Below are 23,149 nucleotides of genomic sequence, written 5' to 3'. Positions count from 1 at the left end.
ATGGCCCCCCAGACCCGCCGCGGATTGCTGATCATCCTGTCGTCGCCCTCCGGCGCGGGCAAATCGACCCTGGCGCGCCGGCTGATGGACTGGGACCCGTCGCTGAGCTTCTCGGTCTCCGCCACGACCCGGCCCCCGCGGCCGGGAGAGGTCGATGGCGAGCATTATCATTTCCTCAGCGAGGCGGCGTTCAAGAAGATGGTCGCCGAGAACGCGATGCTGGAACATGCCTTCGTCTTCGGCAATTTCTACGGCAGCCCGGTCGCGCCGGTGGCCGAGGCCATTGAGGCGGGGCGTGACGTCCTGTTCGATATCGACTGGCAGGGGGCGCAACAGATCAAGACCAGCGCGCTTCGCGATCACGTTCTGTCGATCTTTATTCTCCCGCCCTCCATCGACGAGTTGAGACGGCGCCTTGAGGCGCGCGGGCAGGACACGCCCGAGACCATCGCCAAGCGGATGCAGAAAAGCTGGGACGAAATCAGCCACTGGGACGGCTATGACTACGTGCTGATCAACGACGATCTGGACAGGACCGAGGCCCGGCTGAAGCAGATCGTGGAGGCCGAGCGGCTGAAACAGGCGCAGCAGCCGGGCCTTCAGGGCCATGTGCGGATGCTGCACGACCAGTTCGAGGAGGGGATGACATGATCTATTCGCTGGACGGGATCACCCCGGAGATCGCCGAAGACACCTGGATCGCGCCGGACGCCAATGTGATCGGGCGGGTGGTTCTGGAGGCGGGGGCCAGCATCTGGTTCGGGTGTACCCTGCGCGGCGATAACGAGGAAATCCGGGTCGGCGCGGGATCCAATGTTCAGGAAAACTGCGTGTTTCACACCGATCCGGGCTGCCCGCTGCGCATCGGCGCGGATTGCACCATCGGACACAAGGCCATGCTGCATGGCTGCACCATCGGCGATGGCAGCCTGATCGGGATGGGCGCCACGGTGCTGAATGGCGCGGTGATAGGCAAGGGTTGCCTGATCGGTGCCGGCGCGCTGGTGACCGAAGGCAAGACCATTCCCGATGGCAGCCTTCTGATGGGCGCACCCGGAAAGGTCGTGCGGGAGCTGGATGACGCGGCGCGTGCAGGTCTTCTGGCCTCCGCCGCGCATTACCGGCAGAACATGCGGCGTTTCCGCGCCGGACTGGCCCGGCTTGGCTAAAGGGTGATCGTCAGTCCGGCATCGCCGATGGTCACGCTGGGTGCACGCCCGACGCCGAAGGCTGTGTCGCGCAACAGTGGAAACTGGACCTCGGCGGCGCGCACATCGGTCGTCTGGCCCGGAAGTTCCAGCAATTGCCAAAGGGCCCGGTCCGCGTTGACGCGCGGGCCTTCCGCGATCAGTTCCAGTCGCGCATCGCGCCGTCGGATCTCGACGGTGCCGCCCATGGGCAGGGCGGTTTCGGCGCAATTCAGCATCAGAAACGCCAGTTTCACATCGATCCGGGGCAAAGCGGTGTCCGGGTGCCATGTGACCCGCAGGCGGCCTGTGGCGAAAAGCGCCGTCAAGATCTCGTCGGTTTCGCGCCGGCTGATCTCCTGCTCTGCTCCCGCCGCGCCGAAGGCGATGCGAAAGAACCTGATCCGCGCCTGTGCATCCTTGACCGCATCGCCGATCAGCGCCATCTCCGGTCCATCGGCGCTGCCTGTCATGGCCAGAAGCTCGACGCCGTTCCCGATCGCGCCGAGCGGGTTGACCAGATCATGGCAGAGCCGCGAGCCGACCAGTGCGGCCAGATCCTCGGGCGGAAACATCTTTCTGTCATCCATCAGCGGAGCCTCGATATGTCAGACGATCTGAACGCAATCCTGGAGCCCGGAATGCTGGTGCGCCACCCCGACCGTCCCGATTGGGGCCTGGGGCAGGTACAGTCCAATATCGGCGGCAAGATCACGGTGAATTTCGAACATGAGGGAAAGGTCGTGATTGATGGCGCACATGTGGGGCTGGTCATCGACATCCTTTCCTGAAATCCGGCGGCAACCGGCACTCTAGAAACCGCCTGGTTAATGGAACGCTAACACCATCCGGCTCGGCGGCAAAGCGCCGATCACGGCGGATGCTTGCGTTCAAGCGGGGCTTTGGTAAACCGCGCCCGGGACGCTGTGAGGAGAGGCATGCAGATCGATGATGGCCATTTTGAGCTGCGTCTTGCGCAGGACACGGCCGATATGCGGGCCGCGCAACGCCTGAGATATGAGGTGTTCGTGGCCGAACTTGGCGGCGACGGGGCGCTTGTCGATCACGCGGCGCGGCTGGAGCGGGACCGGTTCGACCCCCATTTCGACCATCTGCTGCTTCTGGATCACCGCCGCCCCCGCGATGACAAGGTCGTCGGTGTCTACCGGGTGATGCGCTCGGATCAGGCGCGGGCGGCGGGCCAGTTCTATTCCGAGGACGAGTACGATCTGGACCCGCTCAAATCCTCGGGTCGGCGGCTGTTGGAGCTTGGGCGCTCCTGCGTCCATCGGGAGTATCGCGGCGGCACGGCGCTGATGCATCTCTGGAACGGGCTGGCGGCCTATGTGGCCGATCACGGGATCGAAGTGATGTTCGGGGTCGCGTCGTTTCACGGAACCGACCCCGCGCCGCTGGCGCAGCCCCTGTCTTTTCTGCATCACCGTCATCTGGCCCCGGCGGAGTTGCGCGTGCGTGCCAGAGCGGCGGCGTTCCAGCGCATGGATCTGATGGCGGAGGCGGATCTGGACCGGCCCGCCGCCACCCGCGAGATCCCGGCGCTGATCAAGGCCTATCTGCGTCTGGGCGGCTTCGTGGGGGAGGGGGCGTTCATCGACCGGCCCTTCAACTGCATCGACATCTGTCTGGTGCTGGACACGGGCCGGATGTCGGCCCGGCACCGCGATATCTACACTCGCGGAGCGGTCGCGTGATCACCTGGGCCGGGGTGCCCCCGCCGAAGGACCCACCCATCGGTCCGGCCGGGTGGCTGCGCGTGGGACTGCGCGGCGGGGCCCTTTTGCTGCTTCTGGCGGTCTGTTTTCCCCTGCTCCTTTTGCTGCGGCTTGTGGAAGCGCCGATCTGGGGGATGGATCGGCCTATCACCCCGTGGATCACGCAATTCGTCTGCATCTGGGCATGCCGGATACTGGGTCTGCGGCGACAGGTGATCGGCACGCCGATGCACGCGCGCGGCGCTTTCGTGTCCAACCATGTCAGTTGGCTGGATATCTTCGTTCTGAACGCAAACAAGCGGCTTTACTTCGTGGCGAAATCCGAGGTTCGCGGCTGGGGTGGCATCGGCTGGCTGGCGCGCGGGACGGGAACGCTTTTCATCAATCGCCGCAGGGGGGAGGCACGGGCACAACAGGCGCTTTTCGAGGATCGTCTGGCCGCCGGTCACAGGCTGCTGTTCTTTCCGGAAGGCACCAGCACCGACGGGCAGCGCGTGCTTGATTTCAAATCGACGCTTTTCGCGGCCTTCCAGGCCGACCGGCTGCGCGACATCCTGCATATCCAGCCGGTCACCTTGCGCTATGTCGCCCCGGCGGGCGAGGCACCGCAATTCTATGGCTGGTGGGGCGATATGGGCTTTGGACCGAACCTGCTGAGAATGCTGGCGACGCGGGCCCACGGGCGGGTGGAGGTGATCTACCACCCGGATATTGCGGTGGCCGACATGCCGGACCGCAAGGCGCTGGCGCTGGCCTGCGAAACGGCGGTGCGCGCCGGGCTCAGCGAAGCGGCGCGGTCAGCCGGCTGAGGCTGGCGGGGGCATCGTCTTCGCGCCAGATTTCCTCTCCGATGGCGAAGAAATCGACAACCGGGGCAAGCGTTTCGATCAGCCCCGTATCGAGTGCACCCTCGGCGACCACCGGAAGCTCGATCATCTCGGACCACCAGGCGAACAGATCATGCCCGGCCCGCGTGCCATCGCCGAGCGCACTGTCGCCGGCCGGACCGAAGGCGATGTAATCGGCGCCCGCCTCGCCGGCGGTCATTCCCTCATGGGAGGAGGCCGCGCAGAAGGCGCCGACGATGGGGTCGGCGCCCAGCTCTTTCCGGGTCTTGCGAACCGAACGGGCCCCATCGGTCAGATGCACGCCGTCAAGCCCCAGCTTCTCGACCAGTTGCAGATGGGTGGTGATGACCAGCGGTACGTCGCGGGCATGGGCCACCTCACGCAGCGCGTCCGCCGCGCGGGTCACGTCGGTTTCGTCGCTGGTGGCCAGCGTCAGGCGCAGGCAGGCGACGGGATGCGCGTCGAGCACGGCCGCCAGACGCGGCGCAAAGGCCTGCGGGTCGAAAACGGGGGGCGTGATCAGGTAAAGCTGCGGGGTTTCGGTCATGGCGCTGTCCTTCGGTCTGGCGGGGGTGATAGCGGGTTCGGCCCAGCCGAACAATGGGGGGATTGCGCGGCGACCTGTGCGGCACTAGACGGGCGGCATGAGCGATCCTGTCTTTATTCTGGTGCGTCCGCAGATGGGCGAGAATATCGGTGCCGCGGCACGGGCGATGTGGAATTTCGGGCTGGACCGGATGCGGGTGGTGGCCCCCCGCGACGGATGGCCGAACGAGCGCGCGGTGGCGCTGGCCAGCGGGGCGGGGCGGCTGCTGGACGAGGCCGGACTGTACAGCACCGTGCCCGAGGCGATCCGAGACTGCACCTATGTGTTCGCGACCACGGCGCGCGCACGCGGCCTGACCAAGCCGATCGTGACGCCGGAGCGCGCGATGGAACAGGCGCGCGCCATTCAGGCCCAAGGCGGCAAGGTCGGGGTGATGTTCGGCCCCGAGCGCGCGGGGCTGGAGAACGAGGATATCGTTCTGGCGGACGCCACCATATCTGTGCCGGTGAACCCGGAGTTTCCATCGCTGAATCTGGCACAATGCGTCTTGCTGACGGCGTATGAATGGCGCCGCAAAGGGGCGGAGGCGCCGCCGGAAGTGATGGAAATGGCGGGCACCGATTTCGCGACCGGTCTGGAACTGGAGAAGCTCGGCGATCATTTCGAGCAGAGACTGGAGGCGGCCGGGTTCTTCTTTCCCGAAACCAAGGCCGAGGGGATGAAGGTGAACCTGCGCAACATGTGGGGCCGGTTGCCCCTGACCCGCGCGGATGTTCAGATCCTGCACGGGATCCTGCGGCAGATGGTGCGTTGGGCCGGAAAGTCGCGCTGATCGCGGGGGCGCGCGGCGCTTCGGGCCGCACGTCGATTTGGGGTGGCACAATGCAAGGTGCCGGGGATTCCGTGACAGGATGCCGCCGTCGCTTGAAGGGGCGCGGCGCTTGCGATAGCTCTGGCGAAAGGTCGATCGAGGCGGGGCAGGCGGCATGAGCCGGAGTATTTTCGAAGATGTGACGGAGACGCAGAAACCCGCGGCGGTGCCCGGCGGGGTCAGCGGCGGGCGCGGGCGGGGGCGCGCGCTGGTGCGGGCCTGGCTGATGGTGCTCTTCGCGCTGGTCGTGGTGATGATTGCGGTGGGCGGGCTGACGCGGCTGACCGACAGTGGCCTGTCGATCACCGAATGGGCCCCTGTGACGGGCGCCCTGCCGCCGCTCAGCGCGGAGGACTGGCAGGCCGAGTTCGACGCCTATCGCGCGATCCCGGAATATCAGCTCCAGAACCGCGGGATGAGTCTTGACGAGTTCAAGGTGATCTATTGGTGGGAATGGGGCCATCGGCAGCTGGGCCGGATCATCGGGCTGGTCTGGGCGCTTGGCTTCGTCGGCTTTCTCGCGACGCGCAGGATGCCCGTGGGCTGGACCGGGAGGTTGCTGTTGCTCGGGGCGCTTGGCGGTTTGCAGGGCGCGATCGGCTGGTGGATGGTCTCCTCCGGGCTGGAGGCCGGCATGCTCGATGTCGCCTCCTACCGGTTGGCGGTGCATCTGGGGCTGGCCTTCGTGATCCTGGCGCTGATCGCATGGTACGTGATGGCGCTTGGCCGGGAGGAAGCGGCCCTGATGCAGGCCCGGCGCAACGGCGACCGGCGCCTGAAGGGCATGGCCACGGGGCTGCTCCATCTGACGTTTCTGCAGGTGGTGATCGGGGCGCTGGTGGCCGGCATCGATGCGGGCCGCAACTATGTTGACTGGCCGCTGATGGCGGGCGGTTTCACCCCGCCCGATATGTGGGCGCTGGATCCGGTCTGGCGCAACCTGTTCGAAAATGACGGGACGGTTCAGTTCTTCCACCGGATCGTGGGCTATCTGCTGGTCCTTTTCGGTATCGGGACCTGGTTCGCGGCGCGGCGTTCGGCGCTTGTCAGCACACGGCGGGCCTTTGACTGGCTGGCGGTGATCCTGTTCGGGCAGATGGTTCTGGGGATCGTGACCGTGATGCATTCGGCACCGTGGCATCTGGCGATTTTGCATCAGTTCGGAGCGGTGGTGCTGGTGGTTCTGGTGCTGCGCGCGCGGTTCCTGAGCATCTATCCGCTGCCACAATCGATAAGGGGATAACACCGATGAGCGCGATGGCGGAGCTTCTGGCGTTTCAGCGCCAGACCGAGGCGCTGGCCCAGGTGATGGGGCGGCTGAGCTGGGATCAGGAGACCGTGATGCCCCAAGGGGCGGTGGAGCAGCGCGGTGAGGAACTGGCCGCACTGGAGGCCGTGCTGCATGGCCGCCGGGTCGATCCGCGGGTGGCCGAGTGGCTGGCGGCGTCCAACCCCGAAACCGAAGCCGAGCAGGCCCATGTCAGGCTGATCCGGCGGGCCTATGACCGGGCGACCAAAGTGCCCGCCGACCTATCCGCGGCCATCGTGCGCACCACCGCACTTGCCCATGGGCAATGGGCGCGGGCCCGCGCCAGCGAGGATGTGGCGTCTTTTCTGCCGGTTCTGTCGGAAATCCTGTCCTTGCGGCAGCAGGAAGCTGCGGCGCTCTCGGGCGGCGGCGATGCCTATGACGCCTTGTTGCAGGATTACGAGCCGGGCATGACGGGCGCGGCGCTGGACGAGATGTTCGGTGTGCTCCGCCCGCGCCTTGTGGCGCTGCGCGCGGCGGTGGCCGAAAGCGGTCATGACCCGGTGCCGCTCAAGGGCGTGTTCCCGAAAGCCCAGCAACTGGCCCTGTCGGAGGAGCTCGCCCGGGCCTTCGGTTACGATTTCAACCGCGGCCGGATCGACGAGGCGGTGCACCCGTTCAGTTCCGGCAGCGGTCATGATGTGCGGATCACCACCCGAGTCGACGAGGCGGAGCCGTTTGGCTGCTTCTATTCCACGATCCACGAGGTCGGGCATGCCTGCTACGAGCAGAACATCGCCCCGGATCTGACGCTCAGCGCGCTCGGACAGGGCGTGTCGATGGGTGTGCATGAAAGCCAGAGCCGGATCTACGAGAACCAGCTTGCCCGAAGCCGGGCCTTCACCTGCTGGCTCTATGGCCGGATGCGGGACCGGTTCGGCGCGCTGAACGTGCAGGGGGAGGAGGCGTTTCACGCCGCCGTCAACCGCGTGGCACCGGGCCATATCCGGACCGAAGCCGACGAGGTGCATTACAACCTCCATATCCTGATGCGTTTCGATCTGGAGCGCGCGATGCTGGCCGGCGATCTGGCCGTGCCGGATCTGGAAGCGGCCTGGAACGACAGGTTTCTGGCCGATTTCGGGGTGGCGGTCGACAAGCCCTCGAACGGCGTCTTGCAGGATGTGCACTGGTCGGCGGGGCTCATCGGGTATTTCCCGACCTATTCGCTTGGCAATGTCTATGCCGGGTGCCTGCATCAGGCGCTGCGCCGCGACCTGCCGGATCTGGACGCTGCGCTGGCCACGGGCGATCCGTCCCCGGCACTGGATTGGCTGCGGGACAGGTTGCAGCGCCATGGCGGGATGCGCCCCCCGCGCGAGACGATTGAGCACGCCACAGGTGCACCGGTCGGTGTCGAGCCGCTTCTGGAGTATCTGGACACGAAGTTCGGAGAGATCTACGGGTTCTGATCCCGGTGCCCCCGCAAACGCGGACGCATGGGTGTCGGTGCGGCAGGGCCGTCCTGCTGCTGCACCGACAGTATTCAGGCGCTCAGTAGAACGGTGTGTAGGTGAACATCCGGTCGTTTCGCGGCCCGAAGGTCACGCGCAATCCAAAGCTCACCACGTCGCCGTTATAGACATCGGTGACGGTGCCGAAATCGTTCTCGTGGCGGGCGTAGATGGCATAAAACTCCGCGCTCTCGGTCACACCAAAGCCAAAGCCGAGCGAGCCCAGATTGTAATGGCCGAGGCTATCGTCAAAATCGACCCGGCGCAGCATGCCGAGCAGGCGAACCCTGTCGGTCAGCGCGTAGGCCCCGTGGAGTTCGTAGAGATTTGCAGGCTCCACATCCGAGATGAAACGCCCGATCCGCGCCTCGGCACGCACCCGGTCATTGAGGAAAATCCCTTCAATCCCAAGGAACCGGTCGCCATCGTTGAACGTGTCGGCAGCGGCCAGTACGCCAAGCCGAACCGCGTCGGAGGCATCGTAGAAGAGATGCAGCGCGTAGGAATTGTCCGACTGGAAATCCAGAAACGGGTCGGAACTGTCGGTTTCGGACGAGTGGGCAAAGCCCAGTTGCATGCCGAAGCCGCCGTTGAAGGCGAAAGCGATATCCGCGCCGATTTCGCGCGAGGTGACGGTAAAGCCCCCTCCATCGTCATAATGCTGCTGTTCTAAAACGATGCTTGCGCCATCAAGGCTTTGCGCAAAGGCAGATGTGCCAAAGAAGGCCAGCGCGAGCGCCGGCAATAGTCTGAATGTCATGTGTTCTGCCCCGATCCGTGCTGCCGGTCATCCGCCGGCTTGTTCCGAGCCTCACTGCCCTTGTCTAGGGGTATCAGTCTTGCGACCAGTTCGGGACCCGCTTTTCAAGAAATGCCGAGATTCCTTCGGCTGTGTCGTTATTCTGCATGTTTTCCACCATGACCGCCCCGGTCATCTCGTAGGCTGCGTTCAAAGGCAGTTCCAGCTGTTCGTAAAAAGCGCGCTTGCCGACCGTCACGGCGCTGCCGAGTTTGGCGGCGATGGTCTCGGCGAGGTCCATCGTCTCGCTTTCCAGCGCCTCGGAATGGACGGATTTGTTGATCAGGCCAAGTTCGGCGGCGCGATTGGCATAGATGAAACGGCCGGTGGTCAGCATCTCGAACACGTGTTTGCGGGGCACATTGCGGGACAGCGCCACCATCGGCGTGGAGCAGAAGAGCCCGATATTCACGCCATTCACGCCAAAGCGCGTTTCGTCGGACGCCACGGCCAGGTCACAGGAGGCCACAAGCTGACACCCCGCCGCCGTGGCGATGCCATGGACCTGTGCGATGACCGGCTGCGGCAGCCGCGGGATCATCTGCATCACCTCGGCGCAGCGATCGAACAGGTCGCGGATCGCAACCGCGCCCTTGTCGGCCTCCTGTCTTTTTGCGCGCAGCTCCTTCAGGTCATGGCCTGCGCAGAAGGCCTTGCCCGCGCCGCGCAGAATGACCACGCGCTGGCCGGTATCCTGCATCAGGCTTGAAAACTCCTCTTTCAGCCGTGCCAGCATCGCATCCGACAGGGCGTTGAGGCTGCCGGGCGCATTGAGTGTCAGGCGTGTGATCGCGCCGATATCTTCCCGGATCAAGATTTGCTCGGCCACGTCGCACTCCCTTGCCAAGTCGCAGAAAACCCGCGAAGCCTAGGGCGAAAGAAGGGGGTGGCGCAATGGCGTTGGCGATGGACAAGGAAGCGTTGCAGGCGTTTCTGGCAACTGAATTTCCACAGGTTGCCGATATCTTCCGGATCGAAGAACTGGGCGAGGGTACTGTGCGTGTGCGCCTGCTGGTCACGGAACAGCATCTGCGCCCGGGTGGCACGGTGTCGGGTCCGACGATGTTTTCGCTGGCCGATGTGGGTGTCTATCTGGCGGTTCTGGCGATGATCGGACCCAAGGCGCTGGCCGTGACCACGAATTGCTCCATCGATTTCATGCGCAAGCCGGTGGCGGGCGCGGATCTGATCGGCCATACGACCCTCCTGAAGCTGGGCCGGGCTCTGGCGGTGGGCGATTGCCTGATCTATTCCGAAGGCGGCGACAAGCCGGTGGCGCGCGCGACGCTGACCTATTCGATCCCGCCCGAGCGCTGACGGTTACTCCGCCGCAAGGTTTTTGGCGCCGCCCGGGCCCCGTTCGATCTTGCTGACCCAAATGTCGGTGGCCGAAAAGGTGCGCCGCAATATATCGACGGCGGGCCAGGGCGTGGCGGTGCCACACATGAACACGTCGAACGCGCCATAGCCGATTTCGGGCCATGTATGCGCTGTGATGTGGCTTTCGGCCAGCATGGCGACGCCGGTGATCCCGTAGGGCTCAAACCGGTGCGTGTGCAGATGCAGCAACGTCGCTCCGCAGGCCGCCACGCAATCGCGAAAAGCCCGTTCGACCCGCGCGGCATCATCCAGACCCGTGCCGCCGGTCAGTTCGATCAGAAGATGGGTGCCAAAGGCTTGGGCAGGTGAGGTGGCGTCGGGCAATGAAGGGCCGACCTTTCGGTATCTGCGGGCGGTGTGGTCCGTTCTGGCTATTCAGGCGGGCGAGTCGGATCAAGCGGTTTCAGCCGGTTTGATCTACATCAATGTTAATGGTTGTCTCTGTATACTATATCACCGGAAGCCAATTACTGTACCTTGGGGGAGAGGACAGATGCCTGACCAACCCGATTTCGAAACACGTCGCCGTCTCTTGGGCCTGATCGCGGCAGGCGGGGCCATCAGCGCGCTGCCATCCGCGCCCGCGGCCAGGGCGCAGACCATCCAGAGCAGTGCCCGGATCGTGATCATCGGGGCCGGGGCGGCGGGCACGGCCATTGCCAACCGGCTCAGCACCCGGATCGACGGCGCGCAGATCACCATCGTCGACCCGCGCCAGCGGCATCTTTATCAGCCGGGTTTCACGCTGATCGCGGCGGGGCTGCGTCCGGCGGAATACTCGGTATCGGCCACGGCGGACTGGCTGCCGCGCGGCATCACATGGATCGAGGGCGCGGCGACCGGCATCGACCCCGAAGCGAAGCGCGTCACCACATCCACCGGGGACAGGCTCGACTATGATTATCTGATCGTCGCCTCGGGGCTGGAGCTGCATTACGAGGGGATCGAGGGGATGTCCCGCGATCTGATCGGCCAGAACGGTATCGGCTCTGTCTATGCGGGCCCCGAAGAGGCGGAAGCGACCTGGCGCGAAATGGACCGGTTCACCGACGAGGGTGGCGTGGGGCTGTTCACCCGGCCCGCGACGGAAATGAAATGCGCCGGCGCGCCCCTGAAATACACCTTCCTGACCGATGACTATGCCCGGCGCAAAGGCACCCGGGACCGGATGGAGATTATCTATTGTGCTCATTCCGGTTCGCTTTTCGGCGTCCCCATCGTGAACGAGAAGGTCCGTATGCTGTACGACCGGCAAGGCTTCGACACCCGCTACAACAGGGTGATGACGGCAATTGACCCGGGCCGGAAGATCGCGACATTCCGCACTCCTGATGGCGGCAGCGAGGAGATCGCGTTCGATTTCACCAATGTCATTCCGCCGATGCGCGCGGCGCAGGTGGTGCGCGACGGCGGGCTGTCCTGGCAGACCGGCGCGAACGGGGAACAGGGCTGGATCGAGGTCGATCAATACACGCTCCGCCATACCCGTCACGACACGGTGTTTGCGGTTGGCGACGTGGCCGGTGTGCCCAAGGGCAAGACCGCGGCCAGCGCGAAATGGCAGGTGCCCGTGGTCGAGGACCAGTTGATCGCGCAGATCGCCGGGGGGCAGACGGATCATATCTATACCGGCTATACCTCCTGCCCGCTGATCACGCGGGTGGGCCGCGCGATGCTGATCGAGTTCGATTACAACAACGATCTGGTTCCCAGTTTCCCGGGCATCATCGCGCCGCTTGAGGAATTGTGGGTCAGCTGGCTGATCAAGGAGATCGGTCTGAAAGCCACCTATAACGCGATGCTGCGTGGCCGGGCCTGAGAGAGAAGGGGAAAGACCATGGAAAACCCGACGATCGGAACCTTCATCGCCGTTTTCGAGGAGATGTTCGGCCGCGGCCTGTTCTGGGGCCTTGTCGTGCTGGCGGTGGTGATCACGCTGGCCTATATATTCGTGCTGATCCGCGACCGGTCGGTCAGCTGGCGGAAGTTCTTGCTTGCGCAGCTTTTCATGCCCATAGGCGCGGTGGCCGCGGTCTGGTTCGTGTTCGCGATCACCAAGTCCCATTTGCGGGATATCGGCGGCCCGATCGACCTGATCCTTGTGTTGGGCATCGCCACTTTGGGCGCGGTGGGCGCCGCGATCCTGGTCTATACCGTGCAATCGGTCCTGAAGGGGCCGGGACCGGCGGAATAGGGCGGGTGACGCGAAGATAAGCTGGGGTAAAATAATACCTTAATTGCAAGACGTTGTTTTGCAAGTGTTTTGCCGAAACAAAGGCCCTTGACGCGGGGCATAACTCCTTTAGAAGACACCCATCCCGCGGGCACCGGATGACGTGCCCCAAGACGACGTCTTCAAAGGACACCGAATATGAAAACCTTTTCTGCCACTCCGGCGGATATCGACAAGCAATGGATCCTGATCGACGCCGAGGGCGTTGTTCTGGGCCGCCTTGCCTCGATCATCGCCACCCGGCTGCGCGGCAAGCACAAGCCGAGCTTCACGCCCTCCATGGACATGGGCGACAACGTGATCGTCATCAACGCCGACAAGGTGCAGTTGACGGGCAACAAGCGCGACAAACCCAATTACTGGCACACCGGCTATCCGGGCGGGATCAAATCCCGCACCACGGGCCAGATCCTCGAAGGGGATCATCCCGAACGTGTGGTGACCCAGGCGGTGAAGCGGATGCTGCCCGGCGGCAAGCTCAGCCGTCAGCAAATGACCAATCTGCGCGTCTATGCCGGCGCCGAACATCCCCATCAGGCGCAGGAGCCTGTCGTGCTGGATGTGAAATCCATGAACCCTAAAAATACGCGGAGCGCATGAGCATGGCCGAGACACTGACATCGCTCGACGAGTTGAAAGGGGCCGTTGAAGACGGCGCCGTTCCCGCCCCCGAGGCTCCCGCCAGCCCGGAGCCCGAAATCACCCGCGAGCCGGTGCGCGACGCGCTTGGCCGCTCCTACGCCACCGGCAAGCGGAAAGATGCGGTTGCCCGCGTCTGGATCAAGCCGGGCTCCGGCAAGGTCGTGGTCAACGGCAAGGACCAAAGCGAGTATTTCGCGCGCCCGGTTCTGCAAATGATCCTCCGCCAGCCGTTCACGGTTGCCGGTCGAGAGGACCAGTTCGACGTCATGGCCACGGTCAAGGGCGGCGGTCTCTCGGGTCAGGCCGGTGCCGTGAAGCACGGGATTTCGAAAGCGTTGCAGCTTTACGAACCGGGCCTGCGCGGCGCCCTGAAGGCTGCAGGCTTCCTGACCCGCGACAGCCGCGTGGTGGAACGCAAGAAATTCGGTCGGGCAAAGGCGCGGAAGAGCTTCCAGTTCTCCAAGCGCTGAATTCGGCGATATCTCATGGCAAAAGGGCCGCCCGACTGGGTGGCCCTTTTCCCGTTTCCGAACCCGGTGCGCTTTCCGGCGAGGCGGCGGGCCGATATCGCCGGGCCATCATGTCCGACGCGCATTTTCATTCCCGCCGGATGCCGCTACATACACCGCACATGACCTTGATCGAGGCAATCGCATTGCGCTGCGCAATGTCCCAGAGGCGGTCGGTTTTTTACGCAAGCGAAGAAAGGATGCCGCTTATGTATCTGACGATGAACCGTTTCAGGGTGAAGCTCGGTCAGGAGGAGGCCTTCGAGACGGTCTGGAAGACCCGGGACAGCCATCTGAAGACCGTCGACGGGTTTCAAGCCTTCAACCTGCTGAAAGGTGCGGCGGATGACGACAGCCGGCTTTACATCTCTCACACCGTCTGGCGGGACGAGGAAAGCTTTGTCGCATGGACCAAATCCGAGGCCTTCCGCGCCGCACACAAGGGCGCAAAGGGGAATGCGGAGATGTATGACGGCCCGCCGCAGCTTGAGATCCTGCACAGTGTTCAGGCGCTCAGCGTCGAGGAATAGCTTGCGCGCGGCTGCGCTTGTCGTAAACCTAGGTTCCTGAACCGGGCAGGGGGTACGGGACCTCGATGAGTCAGACCGCGCGGCTGCGCAGAGCTTTTCGGACAGACAGCGGCAAGGGTCTGACGCTGGTTGCTCCGCCATTCATCTATGCGCTGGTGATGCTGGCCGCGCCTCTGGGCACGATCCTGCTGTTCAGTTTCTGGACGCAGGATTTCCTGACCATCGACCGGACCTTCACGCTAGACAACTACCGCGAGGCGCTGTCGGATCCGCTCTATTCGGAACTGCTGTTCCGCTCGCTTCGCATTGCCGGTGCGGTGACGGTGGTCACCGTGCTGCTGGCCTTTCCCATCGCCTATTTCGTCAGTTTCCACGTGCGCCCGGACCGCAAGTCGCTCTGGCTGTTCCTGATCACCATTCCGTTCTGGACCAGCTACCTGATCCGGGTGTTCCTGTGGCGCGTGATCCTTGCCTTCGACGGGCCGGTGAATGGCACCTTGATGGGCCTGGGGATCATCGACGAGCCGCTGAGCTGGATCCTCTACAATGCCAATGCGGTCATCATCACCCTGGCCCATGCATTCGCGCCTTTCGCAATCCTGCCGATCTTCGTCAGCCTCGAAAAGATCGACCGCAGCCTGCTGGAGGCCGCGCGCGATCTGGGCGAAAGCCGTGTCGCGACGTTTTTCCGTGTGACCCTGCCGCTGGCGATGCCCGGCGTGCTGGCCGCGATCCTGATCGTCTTCATTCCCACGATTGGCGATTACGTGACGCCGCGTCTGGTCGGCGGCTCCGGCGGAACGATGATCGCCAACATGATCCAGACCCAGTTCATGCGCCTGAACAACGCCCCCATGGGGGCAACGCTGGCGGTGATCGCGATGCTGAGCGTCACGGTCATCTCGCTTCTGCTGGTCTTCGTCACCCGTCGCTGGACACGCGGCAGATGAGGGGGCTGAAGGTCTACGCCATCACCTATCTGGTGTTTCTTTATGCGCCGATCATCCTGCTGCCGCTTTTCGCGTTCAATGACGGCACGATCATCGCCTTCCCGTTGCAGGGCTTCACACTCGACTGGTTCGTGGAACTGGCCCGGACCGAGGCGCTGCACGATGCCACCGTCAACTCGATCTTCATCGCGGTGACCACGGCGATTCTGGCCACCTGTTTCGGTCTTTTCGCGGCGCGCGCCGGAAATCGTCACAGCTTTCCGGGCAAGGGCGGTATCCTTGGCTTCGTCATGCTGCCGCTGGTCCTGCCGGAAATCATCGTCGCGGTCTCGCTGCTGGTGGCGATGTTGCAGGTGGGCCTGTCACCCTCGATCTGGACGGTTATTGCCGGCCATGTGCTGATCTGCACGCCCTTCTCGATCGCCATCCTGAACGGCAGTTTCGCGAATATGGACAAAAGCCTGGAGGAGGCTGCGGTGGATCTTGGCGAGACGCCGGTTTCGACCTTCCGACTGGTGACCCTTCCGCTGGTGATGCCTGGGATCGTTGCGTCGCTGCTGATCTGTTTCACGATCAGTCTGGATGAGTTCATCATCGCTTTTTTCCTGTCGGGGAACGAACCGACCCTGCCGGTCTATCTATGGGGGCAGTTGCGCTTCCCCGGCCGGTTGCCGGTGATTATGGCGCTTGGGACGATCCTGGTGATTCTGTCCATTCTGCTGCTGGTCACCGCCGAGTATTTCCGCCGCCGGGGTCTGCGCCGGGCGGGCCTTGAAGACACCGGAGGGTTCTTGTGAGCGACACCATGCGCGGCCCCATCATCACCCTTGAGGGGGTGCAGAAGTATTATGGCGAATATCACGCGCTGCGCGGCATCGACGCCGAGATCGGGCAGGGTGAGTTCTTTTCGCTGCTTGGTCCGTCGGGCTGCGGCAAGACCACTCTGTTGAGGGCGATCGCAGGGTTCGAGGATATCTCGGGCGGGCGCATCCTGCTGGACGGACGGGACATGGACGGCGTTCCGCCGAACCGTCGGCCCACCAACATGGTGTTTCAGAGCTACGCGATTTTCCCGCATCTGAGCGTGGCCGAGAATGTGGGGTTCGGCTTGCGCAAATCGCCCATGAGCGGGGCGGAGAAGAAGACGGCCGTCGGCGAGGCGCTGGAGATGGTGGGGCTTGGCGGCTATGGCGGCCGCGCGGCCCATGCACTGTCGGGCGGGCAGCGGCAGCGCGTGGCACTGGCGCGCGCGCTGATCCTGAAGCCGAAGGTGCTGTTGCTGGACGAGCCGCTTTCGGCGCTCGACAAGAAGATGCGCGAGCAGATGCAGACCGAGCTGCGCCGTTTGCAGCGGCAGGTCGGCATCACCTTCATTCTGGTGACCCATGATCAGGAAGAGGCTCTGATCATGTCCGACAGGATCGCCGTGATGTTCGAGGGCGGGATCGCGCAACTGGCCCCGCCACAGGACCTCTATCGCCGCCCCGCCAGCCGCAAGGTGGGCGAGTTCATCGGAATGATGAACTTCCTGCCCGCCCGCCTGATCGAGGCCGGCAACCCGTCGGTCGAGGTGGAGGTGCCGGGCCTTGGCCGCGCGATACTGGAGCCCGATCAATGCCCGATGGGAACCGGTGGAGAGATCAGCATCGGGCTCCGACCGGAAAGTATGACGCTGCTCTTCGATGGGCAGAACGCCGAGCGCGTGGCGCAGGGCGTGGTCGAGGAGCGGACCTATTACGGCGACATGACCTATTACGACATCCGTCTGGATGGCGCCCCGAACATAGTCCAGGTTTCGATGCGGAACATGCCGGGCCGGCGGGTGCTGGACCGCGGGGACCGGGCCGATCTGGCCTGGGATGCGCGTGCCATGGTCCTGTTCTGTTGACTTTGCGGTAAATCCCGTGACCTGCGAGAGGCCCGCTCGCTGCGGATCTGGCTGTCAGCCCTTTCGGACCAGATAGGCGGTCGCGCCGTCAAGATCCTCGGTCCCCAGAAAGCCGTGCCCCTGTTCGGCGCAGAAATGGGGCACGTCGACGAATGCCGCCGGATCATCGGCCAGAAGCCGCGCGACCTGACCCGGCTTCAGCGGGCCCATGCGTTTGCGCAGCCGCAGAACGGGAAGCGGGCACAAAAGCCCGCGCGCGTCGATATCCAGATCGAACTCCATCGGATATGCGGCATAAATCGCCGCCGCGTTTCTGTCCACGGATATGTGACCGCAGCGCACGTGACCTTTGCGCCCGACCGGGATAGGCAGGAGACATGTTCGGAATCGATCTCTTCGATGCGTCGCTGTTGCCGGCGATGCTTGTGGCGCTGACAGCAGGCGTGCTGAGTTTTCTCAGCCCCTGTGTCCTGCCCATTGTGCCGCCCTATCTTGCCTATATGGGCGGCATTTCGATGAACGAGATGGCCGCCGCGGGTGCCGCGCGCCGCAAGGCCGTGGTCGCGGCGCTGTTCTTTGTTCTGGGTCTGTCGACGGTGTTCCTGTTCCTTGGCTTCACCGCGTCGATATTCGGTCAGTTCTTTTTGCAAAACCAGATACTTCTGGCGCAAATCTCAGGTGCCGTCATCATCGTCTTCGGGTTGCATTTTCTGGGTGTGTTCCGAATTCCGATCCTGGACCGGGAGGCGCGGATGGATGCGGGCGACCGCGGCGGTTCGACCTTTGGCGCCTATATTCTGGGGCTGGCCTTCGCCTTTGGCTGGACACCGTGCATCGGGCCGCAACTGGGGGCGATCCTGTCAATCGCGGCCACGGAATCGAGCGTCGAACGGGGTACGGCGCTTCTGGGTGTTTATGCCGTGGGCCTGGGATTGCCTTTCCTGCTGGCCGCGGCCTTCATCGAACGGGCGATGGGCCTGATGACGCGGCTGAAACGCCACATGAAGACGATCGAACGGATCATGGGGTTGTTGCTGGTCGGCGTCGGCGTGGCGCTGATGACGGGGGCGTTTTCGGCCTTTGCGTTCTGGTTGCTGGAAACCTTCCCGGCGCTTGGCCTTTTGGGCTGAATTGCCATAGGTTGGCCCAACTCCAGATCTAGGCAGGGCTGATGAGCGACCCGTCCCCCCAAGAGGTCCACCGCCGCCGGGTGATGTATATCCCCGGCTATGACCCGGTTCCTCCCCGCAAGTACCGCGAACGATACCGCCGCGAGGCGGCGGAGCAGGCCGCCGTTTCGGGCTATGAGATCGCGCTCGGGCCCAAGCGGACCGACGGCAGGTTCGGCTGGCATGTGCAGGCCGTCATGGAGAGGCAGACCGTCGAAACCGATGTCGAGGTCATGTACTGGTCCGATATCGTGCGGGCCTCCATGAAACAGGGGATCCTGGCCACCTATGGCCAGCTTGTCCGCACGGCCTGGATCTATATCGGGTCGGGCGCGCTCTTCCGGCTGATGCGGCTGCGCAAGGGGCCGGTCATCGCGGCGCTTTATCCGGTCGTGTTCCTGCTTGCACAACTGCTTCTGGCGCTGGGTGTCGGGCTTGCGATCGCGCTTACGGTGGAATGGCTGGGTGTCCGGGCTCTGGGAATACCGCTGTCCTTTTTCGGTCTGGTGGTGGGGCTGGTGATGGTCTGGGCGGTGCTGGATCTGTTCCGCCGGCAGGATGGCCGGTTTCTGGCCTATTACCTGATGCATGACTACGCCTTTTCCGCGCGCTATGGGGGCGCCTACCCACCGGCGCAGGAAGCGCGGATGGCGGAGTTCGCCGACCGGATCGAGAGGGCGCTGCGCGAGGATTTGGACGAGGTGCTGATCGTGGGCCATTCCTCGGGCGCCTATATCGCGGTGTCGATCCTCGCCGATCTGATCCGCGCGGGCCGGCTGCCGGATCAGGGCCCGCGTCTGGCGCTTCTGAGCCTTGGGCAGGTGATCCCGATGGTGTCCTTCCTGCCGAAGGCGCACAGGTTGCGCGCGGATCTGGCCTTTCTGAGCGCGCGCGCGGAGATCACGTGGGTCGATGTGACCGCACCCGGTGACGGCTGCGCCTTTGCGCTGTGCGATCCGGTGGCTGTGACCGGCGTCGCACCGGCGGAGAAACGCTGGCCCCTCGTGATTTCAGCGGCCTTCACTCAAACGCTCAGCCCGGCGCGGTGGAAGGCGCTTCGCTGGCGGCTGTTCGAGCTGCATTTCCAGTATCTCAACGCGTTCGACCGGCCGCGCGATTATGACTATTTCCGGATCACCGCCGGGCCGCGCAGCCTGCACAGCCGGTTTGCCGGGCGCGCGCCGTCCAGAAGCCGGATCGAGCGCGCGGTGAACCGGTTCACGAGCGTGGCCGCATGATCCCGCCGAAACCGCTGCCCCGCCCGGACAGGGTTTCGCTGCTGCGCTATCTGCGGCTGTTCCGCGACGATATCCTGTCGGCGCAGCCGGCGCGGCTCTATCGTGCGTGGATGGCCGAGTTCCGCACGCCGTTCTTCCGTTCCTATCTGCTGAACCAGCCGGCCCTGATCGAGACGGTCCTGAAGGAACGCCCCGAGGATTTCCCGAAATCCGACAGGGTGGGGGAGGGGTTGCGCCCGCTTCTGGGCAATTCGGTGTTTCTGACCAATGGCGAGACCTGGAAGCGCCAGCGGCGGATCATCGATCCGGCTTTCGAAGGCGGGCGTCTGCGCGACACGTTCCCGGCGATCTGGGCCGCGGGCGAGGCCGCGGTGGCGCGGATGCACGAAGGCACCGTCGATGTGGAGCCCGAGATGAGCCACGCGGCGGCGGATGTGATCTTTCGCACGCTTTTCTCGCTTCCGATCGAGAACGAGATCGCCGCGCGCGTCTTTGCCGAATTTCGGGAATATCAGCGCACGCAGCCGATTCTGAACGCCGCCGCTTTCCTGAGTTTGCCACGCTGGATGCCGCGCGGTCACAGGGCCAGAACCCGGGCGACGGCGCGATCGATCCGGGCCCTGATCACCCAGTTGACTGCCGCGCGCATGGCCGAGATCGAGGCTGGAACCGCGCCCGACGATCTGGCCACGAAGATCATGACAACCGCCGACCCGCTGACCGGCGAGACCTTCTCGACCGAGGAAATGGTCGATCAGGTGGCGATCTTTTTTCTCGCAGGCCATGAAACCAGCGCCAGCGCGCTTGGCTGGGCGCTCTGTCTTCTGGCGATGTATCCCGACTGGCAGAAAAAGCTGGCCCGGGAGGCAGAGGTGCTGGACGGGCCCGATTTCTCCGTGATGTCCAGGCTGAAACTCAGCCGCGATGTGTTCCGCGAGGCGCTCAGGCTCTATCCGCCGGTGCCGATGATGGTGCGAGAGAACTCCTGTCCGGAACGGTTCCGCGACAGGGATATCCGGGTGGGCAGCCAGTTGGTGATCTCGCCATGGCATCTGCATCGGCACAACCGGATCTGGGACAATCCCGACGGTTTCGATCCAGCCCGATGGCAGACCGAGAATGGGCGACGCTGCATGCGGGAGGCCTATATCCCCTTTTCCGCGGGCGCGCGGGTCTGCACGGGCGCGGGGTTCGCGATGGTCGAAGGGCCGCTCTTGCTGTCTATGCTGGTCCGGGAGTTCCGCTTCGAGCGCGTCGCGGGGCATGACCCGGTGCCCGTGGCCTATCTGACGGTGCGGGCGCGTGACGGGATCGTCCTGCGCGTGACAAGGCGATAAGCTGCCGTCTGCCTATGGGCTTGCGCCGGTGCTTTGGGAGACGCTCAACGCCTCGCGACGGTCTGGAGCACATAGACCCGTATGGCCGAGGCGAGCCCGCTTTCCAGCCCCCGCGCCTCGTCGACTTCGGCGGCCAGTTCGTTCACCGAAAGCCCGCGGTCCAGAGCGATGCGCTGAAATTCCTCCCAGAACGCATCTTCCAGCGAAACGGATGTGCGATGGCCCCGCAAGGTCAGGGACCGCTTGCGGGGCCGGGCGTTCATTCGGTTTCGCGCTCGTGATCGTCAAGCAGCTTGCGCGCCTGCGCGTCCCGCGTGGCGTCTAGCATCCGCTCGGCCTTGCTGCGTCCGTGCTTGACGGCATTCGCGTCCGCCATCGCCTTCTTCTCCGCCCGGCTGCGGATCTTGCGGGCCTTGTTCAGGTTGACGATCTCGCTCATTTGGGGCCGACCATGTTTTCGGGCCGGACCACCGCTTCGAAGGTCTCCTCATCGACGAAGCCGAGCGCGATGGCCTCCTCCTTCAGGGTGGTGCCGTTCTTATGCGCGGTCTTTGCGACCTTGGTGGCATTGTCGTAGCCGATGGTTGGGGCAAGTGCCGTCACCAGCATCAGTGATTCACGCATCAGCTTGTCGATCCGCACTTCGTCTGCCTGCAGCCCGACCACGAGATTGTCGGTGAAGGCCACAGCGCTGTCGCCCAGAAGCTGCATGCTTTGCAGAACGTTATAGGCCATCATCGGTTTGTAGACGTTGAGCTCGAAATGGCCCTGCGACCCGGCAAAACCCACGGCTGCGTCATTGCCCATCACATGGGCGCAGACCTGGGTCAACGCCTCGCATTGGGTCGGGTTAACCTTGCCGGGCATGATCGAGGAGCCGGGTTCGTTTTCCGGAAGGATCAGCTCGCCCAGACCGCAGCGCGGGCCGGAGCCGAGCAGCCGGATATCGTTGGCGATCTTGAACAGCGACGCGGCGACCGTTCTCAGCGCACCGGACATTTCCACCATCGCGTCATGGGCGGCCAGCGCCTCGAACTTGTTGGGGGCTGTGACGAAGGGCAGGCCGGTGATCCGGGCCATGTTGCCCGCCACCTCTTCGGCCCATCCGGGGCTGGTGTTGAGACCCGTGCCCACGGCGGTGCCACCTTGCGCCAGTTCGTAGATCGCGCCAAGCGCGGCTTTCACCCGCCGGATGCCCATCGCCACCTGATGGGTGTAGCCGGAAAACTCCTGGCTCAGCGTCAGCGGCGTCGCGTCCTGCGTATGGGTCCGGCCGATCTTGATGATCCCGTCGAAGGCCCTGACCTTCTCTTCCAGCGCCGCGTGCAGCTTTTCAAGGCCCGGGATCAGAACCTCATGGGCCGTGACCGCCGTTGCGATATGCATCGCCGTCGGAAAGGTGTCGTTCGAGGACTGGCCCATGTTGCAATGATCGTTGGGATGGACGGGCGACTTGCTGCCGATCTCGCCGCCGAGGATCTCGATGGCGCGGTTCGCGATCACCTCATTGGCGTTCATGTTCGACTGGGTGCCCGACCCGGTCTGCCAGACGACCAGCGGGAAGTTGTCATCGAGTTTGCCGTCGATCACTTCCTGTGCCGCTTCGATCACGGCATCGGCCAGTTTCGCATCCAGCTTGCCCGAGGCCTTGTTGGCCTCCGCGCAGGCGCGTTTGATCACACCCAGAGCCCGGACGATGGCCACCGGTTGCGTTTCCCAACCGATCGGAAAATTCAGGATCGAGCGCTGCGTCTGCGCGCCCCAGTACTTGTCTGCGGGAACCTCCAGCGGGCCGAAGCTGTCGGTTTCGGTGCGGGTTGCGGTCATCAGGTCGTCCTCCGGGGTTTCGCATGTCGCAGGGCAGGGGATAGCCCGGGCGGCGGGCCGGGTGCAACGGCAAGAATCGCGCCCGCCTAGGACGCCGCACTTGCCTCTGCCGTCGCCTGGCGGAACCGGTAGACCCGGGCGGGGGGCATATTCCACCAGATCTTGTGGCTGACATCCCAGCTAAGACCCAGTTCCTCGCGGATAACGGGCGTCACCGGCGGCTTCGGGCCATAGGTGAACTGCACATAATCACCGCCGGGCCGGACCTTGGTGACAGTGCCGGTCAGGATCGCGCGTTGCAGGGCAACCGGCATCGACAGAAGCGGCAGGCCCGAGATCACGGCCTGCGCATCTTCGACCGGCAGGCTGCCCACATCGCCTGCGGATATCTGATAGACGTTCAGGCCCGGAAACGCGGTGCGAAGGCGATCGCAGAACACCGGGTTCATCTCTATCGAATGAAGCTGTTCCGGCGGCAGGCCCCGGTCAAGGATCGCCCTGGTGATCTTGCCCGTGCCCGCGCCAAGCTCGATCACCGGCCCGGCCGCCGGATCGACCCGCGCGGCCATCTCGCGGGCCAGCCCCTCGGAAGAGGGCGCAAGGGCCACGACCTGATGCGGCCGTTTCAGAAGCTGGGTCATGAAAAGCCGGAAATCGCTTGCCATCGGGGGGCATCCTCGGGTGCTGAAAGGCGTTGC

30 protein-coding genes are annotated in these 23,149 nt (G+C 64.2%); 20 read left to right on the top strand and 10 right to left on the bottom strand.

Features of this window, described 5'->3' with window-relative positions:
- On the top strand, positions 1-651 hold the full coding sequence (gmk, locus tag D9R08_RS09820) for a guanylate kinase (RefSeq protein ID WP_121897869.1): 651 nt from the start codon (positions 1-3) through the stop codon (positions 649-651).
- On the top strand, positions 648-1,169 hold the full coding sequence (locus D9R08_RS09815; protein ID WP_121897868.1) for a gamma carbonic anhydrase family protein: 522 nt from the start codon (positions 648-650) through the stop codon (positions 1,167-1,169). Before gmk ends, D9R08_RS09815 begins: the two co-directional genes overlap by 4 nt.
- Here the strand turns inward: D9R08_RS09815 and D9R08_RS09810 are convergent.
- Positions 1,166-1,777, bottom strand: a complete 612-nt coding sequence (locus D9R08_RS09810; RefSeq protein ID WP_121897867.1) for a histidine phosphotransferase family protein — start codon at positions 1,775-1,777, stop codon at positions 1,166-1,168. The two genes, D9R08_RS09815 and D9R08_RS09810, sit on opposite strands and share 4 nt — an antisense overlap.
- A gap of 15 nt (positions 1,778-1,792) precedes the next feature.
- On the opposite strand from D9R08_RS09810, the gene D9R08_RS09805 reads away from it, so the two are divergent.
- The 3 genes from D9R08_RS09805 (at position 1,793) to D9R08_RS09795 (ending at position 3,729) form a co-directional block, all read left to right on the top strand.
- Entirely contained in the window at positions 1,793-1,978 is a 186-nt protein-coding gene (locus D9R08_RS09805) for a DUF3553 domain-containing protein (protein WP_121897866.1), read from the top strand.
- 147 nt (positions 1,979-2,125) lie between these two features.
- Positions 2,126-2,899, top strand: coding sequence for a GNAT family N-acetyltransferase (locus tag D9R08_RS09800; RefSeq protein WP_121897865.1), 774 nt, complete (start codon positions 2,126-2,128; stop codon positions 2,897-2,899).
- On the top strand, positions 2,896-3,729 hold the full coding sequence (locus D9R08_RS09795) for a lysophospholipid acyltransferase family protein (RefSeq protein WP_121897864.1): 834 nt from the start codon (positions 2,896-2,898) through the stop codon (positions 3,727-3,729). Before D9R08_RS09800 ends, D9R08_RS09795 begins: the two co-directional genes overlap by 4 nt.
- Here the strand turns inward: D9R08_RS09795 and D9R08_RS09790 are convergent.
- Positions 3,701-4,315 (bottom strand): thiamine phosphate synthase, encoded by a 615-nt coding sequence (locus D9R08_RS09790; RefSeq protein WP_121897863.1) that lies wholly within the window; start codon positions 4,313-4,315, stop codon positions 3,701-3,703. The genes D9R08_RS09795 and D9R08_RS09790 overlap by 29 nt on opposite strands.
- A 97-nt stretch (positions 4,316-4,412) precedes the next feature.
- Between D9R08_RS09790 and D9R08_RS09785 the strand changes: the two genes are divergently transcribed.
- The 3 genes from D9R08_RS09785 to D9R08_RS09775 all read left to right on the top strand — a co-directional run bounded on the left by D9R08_RS09785 (position 4,413) and on the right by D9R08_RS09775 (position 7,907).
- Positions 4,413-5,147, top strand: a complete 735-nt coding sequence (locus tag D9R08_RS09785) for an RNA methyltransferase (protein ID WP_121897862.1) — start codon at positions 4,413-4,415, stop codon at positions 5,145-5,147.
- Positions 5,148-5,301: 154 nt separating this feature from the next.
- Entirely contained in the window at positions 5,302-6,429 is a 1,128-nt protein-coding gene (ctaA, locus tag D9R08_RS09780; protein ID WP_121897861.1) for a heme A synthase, read from the top strand.
- A 5-nt stretch (positions 6,430-6,434) separates the two neighbouring features.
- Positions 6,435-7,907 carry a carboxypeptidase M32 gene (locus D9R08_RS09775; protein WP_121897860.1) on the top strand — a complete coding sequence of 491 codons (1,473 nt, stop codon included), beginning with the start codon at positions 6,435-6,437 and terminating at the stop codon, positions 7,905-7,907.
- A gap of 82 nt (positions 7,908-7,989) precedes the next feature.
- Here the strand turns inward: D9R08_RS09775 and D9R08_RS09770 are convergent, their stop codons facing one another.
- Both D9R08_RS09770 and D9R08_RS09765 read right to left on the bottom strand, forming a co-directional pair.
- The gene (locus D9R08_RS09770; protein ID WP_147450652.1) at positions 7,990-8,709 is read right to left on the bottom strand and encodes a hypothetical protein; all 720 of its coding nucleotides are present in this window, start codon (positions 8,707-8,709) and stop codon (positions 7,990-7,992) included.
- Positions 8,710-8,782: 73 nt separating this feature from the next.
- Complete coding sequence (locus tag D9R08_RS09765; protein WP_121897858.1) at positions 8,783-9,577, bottom strand: enoyl-CoA hydratase; 795 nt, start codon at positions 9,575-9,577, stop codon at positions 8,783-8,785.
- 65 nt (positions 9,578-9,642) lie between these two features.
- On the opposite strand from D9R08_RS09765, the gene D9R08_RS09760 reads away from it, so the two are divergent.
- Complete coding sequence (locus D9R08_RS09760) at positions 9,643-10,065, top strand: PaaI family thioesterase (protein ID WP_121897857.1); 423 nt, start codon at positions 9,643-9,645, stop codon at positions 10,063-10,065.
- A 3-nt stretch (positions 10,066-10,068) separates the two neighbouring features.
- Here the strand turns inward: D9R08_RS09760 and speD are convergent, their stop codons facing one another.
- Positions 10,069-10,452: an adenosylmethionine decarboxylase gene (gene speD / locus D9R08_RS09755; RefSeq protein ID WP_233557403.1), complete on the bottom strand. Its 384-nt coding sequence runs from the start codon at positions 10,450-10,452 to the stop codon at positions 10,069-10,071.
- Positions 10,453-10,621: 169 nt separating this feature from the next.
- Here speD and D9R08_RS09750 point away from each other — a divergent pair, with 169 nt between their 5' ends.
- The 8 genes from D9R08_RS09750 (at position 10,622) to D9R08_RS09715 (ending at position 16,880) form a co-directional block, all read left to right on the top strand.
- Positions 10,622-11,947: an NAD(P)/FAD-dependent oxidoreductase gene (locus D9R08_RS09750; RefSeq protein WP_121897855.1), complete on the top strand. Its 1,326-nt coding sequence runs from the start codon at positions 10,622-10,624 to the stop codon at positions 11,945-11,947.
- Between the two features lie 18 nt (positions 11,948-11,965).
- Positions 11,966-12,322: a DUF5368 domain-containing protein gene (locus D9R08_RS09745; RefSeq protein WP_121897854.1), complete on the top strand. Its 357-nt coding sequence runs from the start codon at positions 11,966-11,968 to the stop codon at positions 12,320-12,322.
- Positions 12,323-12,499: 177 nt separating this feature from the next.
- Positions 12,500-12,961: a 50S ribosomal protein L13 gene (gene rplM / locus D9R08_RS09740; protein WP_121897853.1), complete on the top strand. Its 462-nt coding sequence runs from the start codon at positions 12,500-12,502 to the stop codon at positions 12,959-12,961.
- A gap of 2 nt (positions 12,962-12,963) precedes the next feature.
- Complete coding sequence (gene rpsI, locus D9R08_RS09735; protein WP_121897852.1) at positions 12,964-13,473, top strand: 30S ribosomal protein S9; 510 nt, start codon at positions 12,964-12,966, stop codon at positions 13,471-13,473.
- 248 nt (positions 13,474-13,721) lie between these two features.
- On the top strand, positions 13,722-14,042 hold the full coding sequence (locus tag D9R08_RS09730; RefSeq protein ID WP_121897998.1) for an antibiotic biosynthesis monooxygenase family protein: 321 nt from the start codon (positions 13,722-13,724) through the stop codon (positions 14,040-14,042).
- 65 nt (positions 14,043-14,107) lie between these two features.
- Complete coding sequence (locus tag D9R08_RS09725) at positions 14,108-14,992, top strand: ABC transporter permease (RefSeq protein WP_121897851.1); 885 nt, start codon at positions 14,108-14,110, stop codon at positions 14,990-14,992.
- Positions 14,989-15,789, top strand: coding sequence for an ABC transporter permease (locus D9R08_RS09720; protein WP_121897850.1), 801 nt, complete (start codon positions 14,989-14,991; stop codon positions 15,787-15,789). The genes D9R08_RS09725 and D9R08_RS09720 overlap by 4 nt, the downstream gene beginning before the upstream one ends.
- An 8-nt stretch (positions 15,790-15,797) precedes the next feature.
- On the top strand, positions 15,798-16,880 hold the full coding sequence (locus D9R08_RS09715) for an ABC transporter ATP-binding protein (RefSeq protein WP_121897849.1): 1,083 nt from the start codon (positions 15,798-15,800) through the stop codon (positions 16,878-16,880).
- Between the two features lie 54 nt (positions 16,881-16,934).
- On the opposite strand, the gene D9R08_RS09710 is transcribed toward D9R08_RS09715, so the two are convergent.
- Complete coding sequence (locus tag D9R08_RS09710) at positions 16,935-17,162, bottom strand: sulfurtransferase TusA family protein (protein ID WP_121897997.1); 228 nt, start codon at positions 17,160-17,162, stop codon at positions 16,935-16,937.
- Positions 17,163-17,257: 95 nt separating this feature from the next.
- On the opposite strand from D9R08_RS09710, the gene D9R08_RS09705 reads away from it, so the two are divergent.
- Genes D9R08_RS09705 through D9R08_RS09695 form a run of 3 tightly spaced genes read left to right on the top strand, consistent with a single transcriptional unit; the run spans position 17,258 to position 20,624 of the window.
- The gene (locus D9R08_RS09705) at positions 17,258-18,010 is read left to right on the top strand and encodes a cytochrome c biogenesis CcdA family protein (protein ID WP_121897848.1); all 753 of its coding nucleotides are present in this window, start codon (positions 17,258-17,260) and stop codon (positions 18,008-18,010) included.
- Between the two features lie 41 nt (positions 18,011-18,051).
- Positions 18,052-19,287 carry an alpha/beta hydrolase gene (locus D9R08_RS09700; RefSeq protein WP_121897847.1) on the top strand — a complete coding sequence of 412 codons (1,236 nt, stop codon included), beginning with the start codon at positions 18,052-18,054 and terminating at the stop codon, positions 19,285-19,287.
- Positions 19,284-20,624, top strand: a complete 1,341-nt coding sequence (locus tag D9R08_RS09695; RefSeq protein ID WP_121897846.1) for a cytochrome P450 — start codon at positions 19,284-19,286, stop codon at positions 20,622-20,624. Before D9R08_RS09700 ends, D9R08_RS09695 begins: the two co-directional genes overlap by 4 nt.
- Before the next feature lie 44 nt (positions 20,625-20,668).
- Here the strand turns inward: D9R08_RS09695 and D9R08_RS09690 are convergent, their stop codons facing one another.
- The 4 genes from D9R08_RS09690 to D9R08_RS09675 all read right to left on the bottom strand — a co-directional run bounded on the left by D9R08_RS09690 (position 20,669) and on the right by D9R08_RS09675 (position 23,116).
- Positions 20,669-20,887 carry a ribbon-helix-helix domain-containing protein gene (locus tag D9R08_RS09690; RefSeq protein WP_121897845.1) on the bottom strand — a complete coding sequence of 73 codons (219 nt, stop codon included), beginning with the start codon at positions 20,885-20,887 and terminating at the stop codon, positions 20,669-20,671.
- Positions 20,884-21,063, bottom strand: coding sequence for a DUF4169 family protein (locus tag D9R08_RS09685; RefSeq protein WP_121897844.1), 180 nt, complete (start codon positions 21,061-21,063; stop codon positions 20,884-20,886). The genes D9R08_RS09690 and D9R08_RS09685 overlap by 4 nt, the downstream gene beginning before the upstream one ends.
- Positions 21,060-22,451 (bottom strand): class II fumarate hydratase, encoded by a 1,392-nt coding sequence (gene fumC, locus D9R08_RS09680; protein WP_121897843.1) that lies wholly within the window; start codon positions 22,449-22,451, stop codon positions 21,060-21,062. The genes D9R08_RS09685 and fumC overlap by 4 nt, the downstream gene beginning before the upstream one ends.
- 86 nt (positions 22,452-22,537) lie before the next feature.
- On the bottom strand, positions 22,538-23,116 hold the full coding sequence (locus D9R08_RS09675; protein WP_121897842.1) for a class I SAM-dependent methyltransferase: 579 nt from the start codon (positions 23,114-23,116) through the stop codon (positions 22,538-22,540).
- Positions 23,117-23,149: the final 33 nt, after the last annotated feature.

The organism is Rhodophyticola porphyridii (assembly GCF_003688285.1).
GTDB classification, from domain to species: domain Bacteria; phylum Pseudomonadota; class Alphaproteobacteria; order Rhodobacterales; family Rhodobacteraceae; genus Rhodophyticola; species Rhodophyticola porphyridii.
Note: the sequence above shows the minus strand (reverse complement) of the source record. Positions and strands in the feature narration are given on the sequence as shown.

Excerpts from the sequence above, each read along its gene's own strand:
- gmk (WP_121897869.1), top strand. The coding sequence starts at position 1 with ATGGCCCCCCAGACCCGCCGCGGATTGCTGATCATCCTGTCGTCGCCC.
- D9R08_RS09815 (WP_121897868.1), top strand. The coding sequence starts at position 648 with ATGATCTATTCGCTGGACGGGATCACCCCGGAGATCGCCGAAGACACC.
- D9R08_RS09810 (WP_121897867.1), bottom strand. The coding sequence starts at position 1,777 with ATGGATGACAGAAAGATGTTTCCGCCCGAGGATCTGGCCGCACTGGTC.
- D9R08_RS09805 (WP_121897866.1), top strand. The coding sequence starts at position 1,793 with ATGTCAGACGATCTGAACGCAATCCTGGAGCCCGGAATGCTGGTGCGC.
- D9R08_RS09800 (WP_121897865.1), top strand. The coding sequence starts at position 2,126 with ATGCAGATCGATGATGGCCATTTTGAGCTGCGTCTTGCGCAGGACACG.
- D9R08_RS09790 (WP_121897863.1), bottom strand. The coding sequence starts at position 4,315 with ATGACCGAAACCCCGCAGCTTTACCTGATCACGCCCCCCGTTTTCGAC.
- D9R08_RS09785 (WP_121897862.1), top strand. The coding sequence starts at position 4,413 with ATGAGCGATCCTGTCTTTATTCTGGTGCGTCCGCAGATGGGCGAGAAT.
- ctaA (WP_121897861.1), top strand. The coding sequence starts at position 5,302 with ATGAGCCGGAGTATTTTCGAAGATGTGACGGAGACGCAGAAACCCGCG.
- D9R08_RS09775 (WP_121897860.1), top strand. The coding sequence starts at position 6,435 with ATGAGCGCGATGGCGGAGCTTCTGGCGTTTCAGCGCCAGACCGAGGCG.
- D9R08_RS09770 (WP_147450652.1), bottom strand. The coding sequence starts at position 8,709 with ATGACATTCAGACTATTGCCGGCGCTCGCGCTGGCCTTCTTTGGCACA.
- D9R08_RS09760 (WP_121897857.1), top strand. The coding sequence starts at position 9,643 with ATGGCGTTGGCGATGGACAAGGAAGCGTTGCAGGCGTTTCTGGCAACT.
- D9R08_RS09750 (WP_121897855.1), top strand. The coding sequence starts at position 10,622 with ATGCCTGACCAACCCGATTTCGAAACACGTCGCCGTCTCTTGGGCCTG.
- D9R08_RS09745 (WP_121897854.1), top strand. The coding sequence starts at position 11,966 with ATGGAAAACCCGACGATCGGAACCTTCATCGCCGTTTTCGAGGAGATG.
- rplM (WP_121897853.1), top strand. The coding sequence starts at position 12,500 with ATGAAAACCTTTTCTGCCACTCCGGCGGATATCGACAAGCAATGGATC.
- rpsI (WP_121897852.1), top strand. The coding sequence starts at position 12,964 with ATGGCCGAGACACTGACATCGCTCGACGAGTTGAAAGGGGCCGTTGAA.
- D9R08_RS09730 (WP_121897998.1), top strand. The coding sequence starts at position 13,722 with ATGTATCTGACGATGAACCGTTTCAGGGTGAAGCTCGGTCAGGAGGAG.
- D9R08_RS09725 (WP_121897851.1), top strand. The coding sequence starts at position 14,108 with ATGAGTCAGACCGCGCGGCTGCGCAGAGCTTTTCGGACAGACAGCGGC.
- D9R08_RS09720 (WP_121897850.1), top strand. The coding sequence starts at position 14,989 with ATGAGGGGGCTGAAGGTCTACGCCATCACCTATCTGGTGTTTCTTTAT.
- D9R08_RS09715 (WP_121897849.1), top strand. The coding sequence starts at position 15,798 with ATGCGCGGCCCCATCATCACCCTTGAGGGGGTGCAGAAGTATTATGGC.
- D9R08_RS09710 (WP_121897997.1), bottom strand. The coding sequence starts at position 17,162 with ATGGAGTTCGATCTGGATATCGACGCGCGCGGGCTTTTGTGCCCGCTT.
- D9R08_RS09705 (WP_121897848.1), top strand. The coding sequence starts at position 17,258 with ATGTTCGGAATCGATCTCTTCGATGCGTCGCTGTTGCCGGCGATGCTT.
- D9R08_RS09700 (WP_121897847.1), top strand. The coding sequence starts at position 18,052 with ATGAGCGACCCGTCCCCCCAAGAGGTCCACCGCCGCCGGGTGATGTAT.
- D9R08_RS09695 (WP_121897846.1), top strand. The coding sequence starts at position 19,284 with ATGATCCCGCCGAAACCGCTGCCCCGCCCGGACAGGGTTTCGCTGCTG.
- D9R08_RS09690 (WP_121897845.1), bottom strand. The coding sequence starts at position 20,887 with ATGAACGCCCGGCCCCGCAAGCGGTCCCTGACCTTGCGGGGCCATCGC.
- D9R08_RS09685 (WP_121897844.1), bottom strand. The coding sequence starts at position 21,063 with ATGAGCGAGATCGTCAACCTGAACAAGGCCCGCAAGATCCGCAGCCGG.
- fumC (WP_121897843.1), bottom strand. The coding sequence starts at position 22,451 with ATGACCGCAACCCGCACCGAAACCGACAGCTTCGGCCCGCTGGAGGTT.
- D9R08_RS09675 (WP_121897842.1), bottom strand. The coding sequence starts at position 23,116 with ATGGCAAGCGATTTCCGGCTTTTCATGACCCAGCTTCTGAAACGGCCG.